Genomic DNA, 12,429 nt, shown 5'->3' on the forward strand with positions numbered 1-12,429 from the left:
ACATAAAACATCCATAAAAAAGGATGGCAAATTGCCATCCTTTTTTACCTCACTGCGCTTAATTTACGCCACGTGCAGTTAAGTAGTTTTTAATTACAGTGTTAAATTCTTCCGCTTTTTCAACCTGTGACCAGTGACCACATTGGCTGAAAATGTGTGCATCGGCATGTGGCACAATATTTAAAATATCCCATGTACGCGATACTGGAATCACCACATCTTGTGTACCGTGAATCAGCAATACAGGCACAGTGATGTCTTTCATTTTGTCAAAGTCGAGTGGGAACTCGAAACGGTCACGGTCACGCGCGCCCACAACATCCATTAAACGGTCTGAAGCATAGTCATTTTTTGCAGAAGCAAAACGGACTTTGACCAACTCATCTGTAATCAAGTCTTTATTTACCACGAACATTGAAAGCGTCTTTTTAATGCCTTCTTCAGTCAATACAGGATTTGCATGCGCTTTGAGGGCTGCAGTCTGTTTTGCACCGCCTGTACCCATCGAGATAATACCAAGAACACGCTCTGGGTAGTCCAATGCCAACTGGAATGCCAACCAGCCACCCAACGAGTTACCCACCAACCAAGTTTTTTCAATGCCTAAGGCATCTAAAGTACGCACAGCATGATCGACCCATGCACGGATGCCATATTGTGTTCCTGGTGCAACCACAGTTTGACCATAGCCAATGGTATCAATGGCGATACAACGTGCTTGCTCACCAATTTGTGGCAAGTTTAACCACCAGTTTGCAGCAGCCGATACGCCTGTACCTGAACCGTGTAAAAATAGAATAGGTGTACCTTCACCCACTTCGTGATAATGCGTTAATTCGCCTTCTGCTGTTTCAATCCATTTATCTTCTAAGCCAAAGAATGGATCTGTTGTATAGTCAGGGATTTGAACAGTGCTCATATATACTCCTCGTACAGTCTTTAGCTTGCGTTTGGCTCTAGGTATAGAATTTGACGTCAAGTGGACTCATTCAACATTACTTTTACAGGCTTATATTACCTGTTCACACGGCATCAACTGATACAAATTTACGATCACAACCTACAAAAAAACGATTAAACAACTCTTTGAATTTTATAAATTTAATAAAATAAAAGTCTTAATTTATATAAGGTATTTATTCAGTAAATATTAAAAAAAGAGCGACTATAAAAAGCCGCTCTAATTTTTATCTAGCTTTAGAATTTATAAGTGTAAGTCGTGGCGATACGGTGTTCTTCTAAGTCATTCGCAAAGTTAAAATTGGTATCGATGAACATATAGTTAAAGCCTAAACCTTTAAGCTTACCTTCTGGCACAACATAGTTCACAATGACGTTATTTTCGTTTTCTTTACCTTCTGGCTTGCCTGCGCCCAGATCGATATTGTCACCGCGGAAATGACGTACTGTCGCTGTTAAACCAGGAACACCCACATCAGCAAAATTATAGGTATAACCCAAACTCCAAGAACGCTCATCTTTACGAATGAAGCTCGCCACAGACCAGTTGTCTAAGTAAGGCTGCGGCACCCACCCGCCCAAGGTCGGGAACATTGGGGCTTTTGTACCGTGCTCACCAAACATTTGTTGATAACCTAACTGTACAGTGTGCATCCCATTGTTGATTTTTGCACCCGCAGACACGGCCTGGCTGTCAATATTGCCATACAGCTTGTCACCCGATTCGCTGTTGTCAAAATAGCGTACATGGGTATCCAGCTTAGTTTTTTCAGCCAAAGTCGTTTTATAGTTTGCAGCGACATAATGTTGTTGATAGATGTTGGTTACATCCGCATACCAATAACTTCCACCTACTTTAGGGGTAAATTGATGATCTACTCCCACAAGATACATGCCATCGTCTGTGCTTAATTTATTCGCTTCAGCAGCAGAAAAATTATTTTGAGGGAACAACGTAAAATCTTGGTATTGGTTATCATAACGTGCATTAATACCGTCTAAATAAGCCAAAGTTAATTTAGTATCTTTTAAATCCTTTGATTCTAACCATGCACCGCTATAAGTCGTTAACAATTGACGCGATGGGTCAAAAAACACCACAGGTGACATTGGTAATAAGTCACCTACTTTTAATTCAGTTTCAGAAAATTTAACTTTTAGAGTTGCACCGACCTTACCAAAATGATCTTTTGACTCTTTACCATCATGCGGTAAAACCCAGTCTGCATTTTTATCACGACCATTGAGTTTTACTGCGTGTTGAACCAGAAGATCAGCACCCACCTGAATTACGCCTAAATCGTGATAACCCGATTTAGCATCCAAGGTGACTGCTTGTGACCATGAACCAAAGTTCCCCGCAGGGTTGTCTTTAATTTGACGATCTAAATAAAAATTCTTAAATTTAAGTTGAACATTGCTGTCGTCAATAAAATCTGCCTGAGTTGCAGTTGTCCCTAAAGTTGCTGTCGCAGCAAAAAGTGCTATCCATAAATTGTGACGATGCATGCGTTTTTCCTATTCATCCAATAAGCGAATCTGGGCATCATGCAAAACTCTTGTCATGAAAAAAATCCGACCACAGTATTAAGCTTTTCTACAAATTCAGCACTTTCTGTATCGAGCAGCTTTTTTCCAAGTTTTTTAATTCTTTTTAACGATAAAAAATTAAGCTCAAAATCCTCACTAAATGAATTTTTATTTGAATTCACTGCTTAATTTAGGTGAAAAACGCTGTTATTTTTTGCATCATGTGAAGGATTAATCTTTTTTAACTTTAAACCCATGTGTTAGCGTTATTTTCTATAAACCCAACTTATAAGAAAAACATTTTAATCAGCACAAAATTCAGCACGTTTTACATCTTTCACAGCATAAAAAAGCACCCCAAACGCATTTGGAGTGCTTAATTCAAGCCTGCTTTATATTAAAAACTTAGGCTTGCATTTCACGTGCTTTAGACATAGTCAATGCCAAGTCTTCAATCATATCTTCCTGACCGCCCACCGTGCCACGACGACCAAGCTCAAGTAGAATTTCACGCGCAGATACTCCATATTTTGCTTCGGCACGTTTTGCGAACAATAGGAACGATGAGTAAACACCTGCATAACCTAAAGTTGCTGCATCACGGTCTGCACGAATTGGATGCGTCATCATTGGAATGATCAAGTCTTCAGCAATATCCTGCACTTTAAACAAGTCCACACCTGTTTCCATTTGCATACGGTTTGCGACCGCTACAAACAATTCAAGTGGTGTATTACCTGCGCCTGCACCTAAACCAGCCGAAGCCAAGTCAACACGGGTTGCACCTGCGGTCACAGCCGATACAGAGTTCGCAACGCCCATGCCCAAGTTATGGTGACCATGGAAACCAATTTCGATGTCTGAGGCGAGGTTGGCACGTAAAATACCTACGCGATCAGTCACATCTTGAGGCAACATATAGCCTGCAGAATCTGTTACATAGATACAGTTTGCACCGTAAGACACCATTTTTTGTGCTTCTTCGAGCAATTTTTCTGGAGAAGCCATGTGCGCCATCATCAAGAAGCCCACAGTGTCCATACCCAGTTTACGTGCTGCAGTAATGTGCTGTTCAGAAACGTCTGCTTCAGTCGAATGTGTCGCCACACGAATGGTTGCCACGCCTACATCATGCGCCATTTTCAGATGATCAACTGTTCCAATACCTGGCAGTAATAGTGCAGAAACTTTTGCCTGTTTCAGGTTTGGAATCACTGCTTTCAGATATTCTTCATCAGTAGCGGCTGCAAAACCATAGTTCACAGAGTTACCACCTAAGCCATCACCGTGTGTGACTTCAATTAAAGGCACACCTGCATCATCCAAAGCAGTGGCAATCGCAACCATTTGCTCTGGCGTGGTTTGATGGCGCATTGGGTGCATACCATCACGTAAAGTCATATCATTAATAATAATCTTAGACATTTTGGTATTCCTTAAGCTTCAGCAGTTTTGAAAACGTGTTCTGCAAACATTTCTGCAGTACGTGCAGCCGCTGCAGTCATAATGTCTAGGTTACCTGCATATTTAGGCAAGTAATCACCCAAACCTTCAACTTCCAAGAAAATTGAAACACGGTTGCCATCAAAAACAGGGCCGTTTACAAGTTTGTAACCCGGTACATATTTTTGCACTTCTTTGATCATGGCATGCACAGATGCTGTAATCGCTGCCTGATCTGGCTCACCTTCCACCAAGCAGTGAACGGTATCACGCATCATTAATGGTGGCTCAGCTGGGTTAATGATGATGATGGCTTTACCTTGTTTTGCACCGCCAACTTCTTCAATCGCGCCTGCAGTTGTACGGGTAAATTCATCAATGTTTTTACGTGTACCCGGTCCCACAGATTTAGTCGATACCGTTGCAATAATTTCACCGTATTCCACAGGTTGAACACGAGAAACTGCAGCCACCATAGGAATTGTTGCCTGACCACCACAAGTCACCATGTTGACGTTTGGCACTTCGCCCGCTTGTAGCAACGCTTCAAGGTTCACTGGTGGTACGCAGAATGGGCCAATTGCTGCAGGCGTTAAGTCAATCATCAACACGCCAAGTTCATTCAGTTTGCGACTGTTTTCTGCATGCACATAAGCGGAAGTTGCATCAAAAGCAATTTTAATGTCATCTTCAAGTACGTGAGGAAGAAGACCATCTACACCGTCACTTGTGGTTTTTAAACCCATTTTTGCCGCACGAGCTAGACCTTCAGAGGTTGGGTCAATTCCCACCATCCACACAGGCTCTAACCATTCACTGCGTTGTAATTTATAAAGCAAATCTGTACCAATATTACCTGGACCAATCATTGCACATTTAATCTTTTTCATGCATGTACTCTCTTAGAATCTCGATTTATTCCGCAGCAAACGCAGCTGTCACTGAACCAAAGCCTTCAATTTCGACTTTAAATTCTTCACCTGGCTGTGCAACAACCATAGGACCTAAAGCACCAGTTAAGATGATGTCGCCTTTTAACAATGGACGACCACGGCGCACCATTTCATCGGCTAACCACACGGCAGCGTTTAATGGATTTGCTAAACAAGCTTTACCCACGCCTTGAGAAACTACTTCTTCACCACGGGTCATCACCATTTTGCAGTTCACCAAATCCAGATTTTCTAGCTTGACTGGTTTTGAACCTAGAACGAATGCAGCAGAAGATGCGTTATCGGCCACGGTATCAATCAAACTAATTTTCCAGTTTTCAATACGGCTATCGACCACTTCAATGGCAGGCAAGGCATATTCAGTCGCGCTGATAATATCCGCATACGTGTGTTTTTCTTTGGTTAGATCTTGGTTAATCACCAATGCAATTTCTGCTTCTACTTTTGGCTGAATCAGCAAACCTGCAGGAATCGCTTCACCATCACCATAAGCCATATCGGCAAACAACATGCCAAAGTCAGGCTGATCTACACCCAGTTGTGCTTGAACCACTTTAGAGGTCAAACCAATTTTACGCCCCACCAAACGACGACCTTCTTTTAAGGCACGTTCGGTATTCACTTCTTGAACGGCATAGGCAATATCTACGTCAGCACTTTCACCACCAAGTTCTGGGCGGATTGGCGCAATCGCAGTTTGAGAGAGTTCGGCAGTACGTAATGCTTGCGCAACTGATTCAACAACAGCAGAATTCGACATCAATGTTTCCTTAAACTGCAAAAATTGGGCTTATACCCCGAGGTGTTGGAAAGGTGATAAAAGAAGAAAAGGCACCATGACCCTGATCTTGACCGTCAGCGTGATAAGCTATCCATCTCAGAGGTATGTATAAACTGATTTAGCATCTGAAAAATGGCGTTTTTATGCCAATACTTATTTTCTTTTTTTCAATAGCTATTAGCTATTAGTCTGTTTTTGTAAAAATCAATCAAAACAGCTGCCTGCGGGCTTTACTATTATTTTCCGAGTAGATGACTCGACTATTTGTAGCAATCTTAAAATGTCTTAATCCTTACTTTAGACTAAAAGCTAAGCATTTCCTGTCAGCACAATATATTCAATAAAAAAGGGCAACTTGCTTGCTGCCAAACTGCCCTTTTTGTTGTGCTGTAATTTAGCCTGCCCGACGCAAACGGTACTGTTGCAATAAAAATGCATGCAAACTCGGTACGTCATGTGCAATAGTCAAAGGCTGATAACGCTGCAATACCTCTACACTATGCACGCCATAGCTCACACCCACACGTGGCATGGCAATATTCTGCGCCATTTCCAAATCATAAGAGGTATCACCCACCATAACAGCCTGCTCAACCTGCACCTGAGTACTGCTTAAAATTTCCTGCAGCATTAAAGGGTCTGGTTTAGATTTGGTTTCACTGGCAGCGCGTGTTGCCACAAATAAATCCTGACTTTTAGTTTGAGCCAATACACGGTCTAAACCTTTACGGCTTTTACCTGTTGCCACGGCCAGTTTCAAACCTAAACTAGACAATTCATCTAGCATTTCTGCCACACCATCAAACCAAACATCGGTTTTTGAGTGTTCCACATAGTGTTCTGAATAGCACTGCAAAATATCCTGATGCAGTTCAGGCACCTGTGGAAACAGGCGCTGTGCCACTTCAGGCAAGCCCAAACCAATAATACTTTTGGCAGCAGCATCGGTCAGTGGTTGCTGAAATTGTTGTGCTGCAAACTGCAAACTCGCCACAATTTGACCGACGGAATTAAATAGCGTGCCATCCCAATCAAAAATGATGAGTTCTACAGGTTTGTTCATATTAGGTTCCTAGATTTGATTCGACTTTAAAATTCCCTCGATTTACCTTAACTCAAAAGGATAAACGACCAAGAATCAGCACATATATCACAACAAATATTCGATACGCGAAGGGCGACATGGATGTCGCCGTTTCGCTGTGGCACAGAGATGTTCCATCAGCGAAACAAAAGTTTTTTGTTACTTTTCATCTTTGAAAAGTAAGGCATAGCCTATACACCAAAAATTTAAATTAAAAACTTTAAAATGTGGCAGTGAATTACCCCTGAAAACCTCATCTCCTTTTTGCGAAACAATGTTCCTCATCTTTAAAAAGAAGCAAGCTGCTATCGCACAACAGAGAGTTACAAAAATTAAAACTCAGGTGGCGCCGTCGGCTTATCCGCCTTTTGCGCTCTCAACTGCGCCACCAAACTCTGCATATCTTCAGGTAAAGGCGCTTCAATCACAGGATAGCCTGGAATTTCCAAACGCATGGCATGTAAGCACAAACGACGTGGCGCAGGACCCCGATATTCAGTTTGATGACCATATTTATCATCACCTACTAGCGGATGCCCAATACTTAAACCATGCACACGAATTTGATGGGTACGTCCTGACAACGGCGAAGCATATACCAAGCTTGCATGCATAAAACGCTCAGCCACATTCCACTGGGTTTTAGACTCTTTACCTTCTTTAGATACACGTACACGACGTTCGCCATTCGCCAATTCATAACGATGCAACGGCGCATCAATCAATTGTTGATCCAAACTCACCTGCCCTTTGACAATCGCAGCATAAGTTTTTTGGATTTTATGTTCGCGCAATAAATCTTGCAGGGTTTTTAAGGTACTGCGTTTTTTGGAAATCATCACCAAGCCTGAAGTATCACGGTCAATACGGTGAATCAATTCCAAATATTTTTTACCTGTCGCAGCACGTAAGCCTTCAATCAACCCGTAGGCAACGCCACTGCCGCCATGGACTGCAATGCCCGAAGGTTTATTCACCACCATCAAGCCTTCATCTTCATAAACCACACGGCTCAATAAACCCTGTGCCACCTTGTCTGAAATTGGAGCAGCACTGTCGTCTTTTTGTTCATAGCGAATCGGCGCCACACGAATTTGATCGCCAATATTCAGTTTGGTTTCTGCTTTAATGCGCTTTTTATTGACCCGCACCTGCCCTTCACGAATCAAACGATAGATGCGACTTTTAGGCACCCCTTTTAAACGACTAAACAAAAAATTATCGATGCGTTGACCCGCTTGATGCTCATCCACTTCAAACCAAGTGACACTTTGCCATTGTTGGGTAGAATTCATACAGTTAAGAGACCTAATAAAATACTAAGATTGATTAAAAACTGATCATTTAGGCTATGCTTTACACAAGAAACATAAGCTTAGCCCATAGGCAGATGATGCAAGGTTTGATATAGTCAGCGCACGGAAACCATCGTCAGTGGGTTCACGTTGAATCTTTTCAGGTTTTTCTGAAATAGAGCAATCAACCAACATCCCACTACATACGAGCAGGTCCCAAAAGAATTATGCCGACGCCGAAGGCTTATTATATCGGCAAAAAAGCAAACTGTTGCGTTTAATTGTACCTCAGGTACATAAATCAGTTTGCCTGAAAAAATATGTCGCCAACTCTAGTTGGTTTTTAAACGTAAACTGATACACATCAGATTAGTCGCACCCTGAAAACCACTTCAGGCTAAAGCGTTTGATGTATTGGATCTGCACAATTTGTAAAGATACGACGATAATTCCGTATCAAGACACTCTATCTATGAAAGAAGAGATGATCTTCGAGCAATGTGACAGTGAAAGTTACACACATCCAATACACCGCTCGTCCGCCAGTGAAGCGATCAGGTGACTTTATCCGTTTAAAGGTTAAAGCCGTATTGCCATCATCAATACGTGAATCATACACCGCAGCCCCACACAAAAAGGCCGGTAAAAAAAACTCAGACCACAATTGGTTTTTTTGAGATCTGAGCAGTTGATCCGTGATGCTTGATGTTCGCTACGTGTCTAGCGATTTTTTGCTGTGTATCACTATTAGGTGTTACACCCATGAAACGTATGTTGATTAATGCAACACATGCCGAAGAAATTCGCGTTGCACTTGTCACTGGTCAGCGTCTTTACGATTTCGATTTAGAAAATCGTACCCGTGAACAAAAAAAATCGAATATCTACAAAGGTCATGTGACCCGTGTAGAACCTTCTTTAGAAGCCGTATTTGTTGAATACGGTGCAGGTCGCCAAGGCTTCCTGTCGATGCGTGAAATCGCAAACTCTTATTACAAAGCCGACCCTCGCCAAACTTCTAATATTCGTGAACTGATCACTGAAGGCACTGAGCTTTTGGTACAGGTAGAAAAAGAAGAACGTGGCAACAAAGGTGCTGCGCTCTCTACCTTCATTTCTTTGGCTGGTCGTTATTTAGTGCTTATGCCAAATAACCCGAAAGGTGGCGGTATCAGTCGTCAAATTTCAGGTTCTGTGCGTGAAGAACTCAAAGAAATGTTGGCATCTTTAAACGTGCCACGCGGCATGAGCGTGATTGTACGTACTGCGGGCATTGGTCGTTCACAAGAAGAATTACAGCTTGATTTACAACACTTGCTTGACCTTTGGGCGCAAATTCAAAACACCGCAAGCTCTGGCCCATCGCCAATGTTGGTACACCAAGAAGCAGGTGTGGTGACACGTGCGATTCGTGACTACTTACGTGATGATGTTGCCGAAATTTTAATTGACTCAGAACAAGCTTATAACGAAGCCTATAACTTCGTAAAAGCCGTGATGCCACGTCAATTAGACAAGCTAAAAACCTATACTTTAAATGAGCCGCTATTCGCGCATTTTGGCATCGAAAGCCAAATTCAAACAGCTTATGAGCGTGAAGTGAAATTGCCTTCAGGCGGCTCAATTGTCATTGACCAAACTGAAGCATTAGTTTCAATTGACATCAACTCGGCTAAGTCTACCCGTGGTCAAGATGTTGAAGATACTGCGCTTAATACCAACCTTGAAGCTGCCGAAGAAATTGCGCGTCAATTGCGTTTACGCGACATCGGTGGTTTGGTGGTCATCGACTTTATCGACATGACCAAAGACCGCAACCAACGTATGGTTGAAGCCAAACTTCGTGAAGCAACACAAAGTGACCGCGCACGTATTCAATTTGGTCAATTATCACGTTTTGGTTTAATGGAAATGAGCCGTCAGCGCTTACGTCCATCACTTGAAGAAGCGACTGGTTACGTTTGCCCACGCTGTCACGGTACAGGCATGGTACGTGACCTACGCTCTCTTTCACTTTCAATTATGCGTAAAGTGGAAGAAATTGCCCTGCGTGAACGTCATGGTGAAGTTCAAGTCGAAGTACCTGTTGAAATTGCAGCATTCTTACTGAATGAAAAACGTCACAGTCTGGTTTACCTTGAGCAAACTTCAAATGTGCGTGTGACTGTATTACCTCACCCACACTTAGAAACCCCGCATTACGAAATTTCGTATAATCCTGAAGGCTTTGCACCAACCAGCTATGAACGTACTGAAGCAACTCGTTCAAGCGAAAAAGAGTTGGGTTATGAATCTTCTGAATGGCATTTAGAAGAAGCCGATCAATCGCACAGCCACGCTGCTGCACCTGCGGCAGAAAAAACTTCTGCAAGAAAACCACAAGCAGCACAGCAAAATAAAGCATCTGCACAACAGCAGCTTGCACCTGCGGCAGCCACAACAGCTGCAAGCCCATGTGCATGGTTAGAAAACCTGTTTGTTCAAAAGCAAGCCAGCACCATTGATCAAGCACGTAGTGCCAACAATGCGGCGGCAGCCATTGAGCAAATGGTAAATAGCGGTGCCGTGAGCCGTGGTCAGTTTGGTCAAATTGCAACTGCATCTGCTGCCCCTGCTGCAAGCAGTCAAAATGTATACCTTGCACCATCGACAGTGGCACAAAAAACTGAACGTGACTCTGCAGAGAAATCTGCTGAACGTGAAGACAAACCGGCTCCGCGTCACAACAACAAAAAGCCGCGTCATAGCAACAACAATAACAACAAGCACAAAGAGCAACGTGAGCCACAAACTCAGCACGACAATCAACAACATCAAGTGCATGAAGAAGTGGTTCAGATGTCGCGTCAGGAGCAACGTCAGGAAGCGCGTGAAAACAAACGCAATTCTCGTCGTCAGCACAGCAATGACCAAGCACCGCAGCAGCAAGAAGCTCAAAATAACAATGAGCAGCAGCAAAATGCCGTACCACGTCGTGACCGTCGTAACCAACCTCGTCCAGAACGCCCAAATCGTCACCGCGACCCAAGCGTATTGAATGAGCAAGCACCTACCGCAGTGGCTTCTAATCAGCCAAAAGTGGACTTAATTGATGCACCGCGTCAAGAGTTCAACACGACGGCTTTGGTAGTGAATGTCGATCAAGCTCAAACTGAAATTGTGGCATTGAATGCTGCGCCAGTAGCGGCTGAACCAGTGACAGCAGTAGAAGCAACTGTGCTTGAAACGGTTACTGAACCAACTCAAGCTGTTGCAGTGGTAGAAGCTGCAGCCGTTGTTGCAGAAGAAACAGCTGCACCTGCGGAAGCTCAAGCACAACCGACTGCGCCTGCAAAACGTGCCAGCAATGACCCGCGTCAGCGTCGTCGTCAGCAACGTGAAGGTCAAGCGCAGCAAGTAACTGCACCAAAGTTAACACCTTCACAGGTGCCAACTTTAGCGCAATACAGCATTGGTAGCCTGATTCGCCACGTATATGGCGAAGATTGTTCAGTTCTGATTGAACAGTTTGGTTTAATTCCAACGTTCAATCGTGCTTTGCAGAAGTTCACTGACGAGTATGCTGCAAGCCTTGTTAGCACTGCGCCTGTGGCAGAGAAAAAACCTGTCACTCGTGATGTGGAAGTTGCCAAAGCTGCTCCTGAAGCTGAGCCTGCACCTGTGTTAGACCTAACACCACCAAAACCAGTGTCAGATAAGCGTGTTGCCAACGATCCGCGTGAGCGTCGTCGTTTAGCCAAACAAGCTGCTGAGCAAGCATTGGAACAAGCCAAGCAAGCACAGGCAGTAGAAAAAGCTGAAGCGGAAAGCACACCTGCAGCAGAGCCAACGACTGAAGTTGTGGCAGCTACAGAAGGATCTGTAGAAGCAAGTTCTACGGTAGAAACGTCTGCAACAGTAAGCACTGAAGTCGAAGCAACTACAGAAGTAAACCCTGAAGCAGTGGCTACAACTGAAGCTACTCAGCCTGAGTTGAACGCGCAAGACGACCTTGCACAAGCTGTCACTGAAACTGCAGCAGCGCAAGAAGAAACTGCCGTTGAAGTGGTCGCACCTGTACAAGTGGAATTAGCAGTAGATGACCCAGTCGAAACTGCTGAATCTGAACAGGACAAAGCAGAAAAAGAGAAAACTGCACGTCCGCGTCGCCCACGTGGCCGTCCACCTAAAAAAGTAACTCCGCCAACTGAGTCGTAATTCGCACTTTTGCAGCGGAATAAAAAAATCCAGTCATTTTAATGGCTGGATTTTTTTTGCTACTTTAGAGCCAACGCGGTGCTGACTTAAATTTAAGCGAGCTAATTTGAACTTAGGTGTTTTTGATTTTTAACAGCTTTTCTAAAAACACCTAACAAAGCTGAAAAATTAGGTTGATTGCACTAG

General features: G+C 43.4%; 8 protein-coding genes. 1 reads left to right on the forward strand and 7 read right to left on the reverse strand.

Annotated features, from left to right (window positions below):
• Positions 1-58: 58 nt before the first annotated feature.
• The 7 genes from FTU71_RS02165 to FTU71_RS02195 form a co-directional block, all read right to left on the reverse strand.
• On the reverse strand, positions 59-919 hold the full coding sequence (locus tag FTU71_RS02165) for an alpha/beta fold hydrolase (RefSeq protein WP_004976044.1): 861 nt from the start codon (positions 917-919) through the stop codon (positions 59-61).
• A gap of 278 nt (positions 920-1,197) precedes the next feature.
• A complete protein-coding gene (locus tag FTU71_RS02170) occupies positions 1,198-2,469 on the reverse strand; it encodes an OprD family outer membrane porin (protein WP_154321082.1) in 1,272 nt (423 codons plus the stop codon).
• Positions 2,470-2,895: 426 nt separating this feature from the next.
• On the reverse strand, positions 2,896-3,915 hold the full coding sequence (gene dmpG, locus FTU71_RS02175) for a 4-hydroxy-2-oxovalerate aldolase (protein ID WP_179993526.1): 1,020 nt from the start codon (positions 3,913-3,915) through the stop codon (positions 2,896-2,898).
• Between the two features lie 11 nt (positions 3,916-3,926).
• Positions 3,927-4,823, reverse strand: a complete 897-nt coding sequence (locus FTU71_RS02180) for an acetaldehyde dehydrogenase (acetylating) (RefSeq protein ID WP_096901306.1) — start codon at positions 4,821-4,823, stop codon at positions 3,927-3,929.
• Between the two features lie 25 nt (positions 4,824-4,848).
• The gene (locus tag FTU71_RS02185; RefSeq protein ID WP_004976036.1) at positions 4,849-5,646 is read right to left on the reverse strand and encodes a 2-keto-4-pentenoate hydratase; all 798 of its coding nucleotides are present in this window, start codon (positions 5,644-5,646) and stop codon (positions 4,849-4,851) included.
• Positions 5,647-6,061: 415 nt separating this feature from the next.
• Positions 6,062-6,730, reverse strand: coding sequence for an HAD-IA family hydrolase (locus FTU71_RS02190; RefSeq protein WP_179993525.1), 669 nt, complete (start codon positions 6,728-6,730; stop codon positions 6,062-6,064).
• 353 nt (positions 6,731-7,083) lie between these two features.
• Entirely contained in the window at positions 7,084-8,046 is a 963-nt protein-coding gene (locus FTU71_RS02195; protein WP_154321085.1) for an RluA family pseudouridine synthase, read from the reverse strand.
• A gap of 762 nt (positions 8,047-8,808) precedes the next feature.
• Here FTU71_RS02195 and FTU71_RS02200 point away from each other — a divergent pair.
• Positions 8,809-12,243: an Rne/Rng family ribonuclease gene (locus FTU71_RS02200; RefSeq protein ID WP_180111228.1), complete on the forward strand. Its 3,435-nt coding sequence runs from the start codon at positions 8,809-8,811 to the stop codon at positions 12,241-12,243.
• The last annotated feature ends 186 nt before the right edge of the window (positions 12,244-12,429 follow it).

The sequence above is a fragment of the Acinetobacter sp. YH12136 genome (assembly GCF_013418545.1).
GTDB lineage: Bacteria > Pseudomonadota > Gammaproteobacteria > Pseudomonadales > Moraxellaceae > Acinetobacter > Acinetobacter towneri.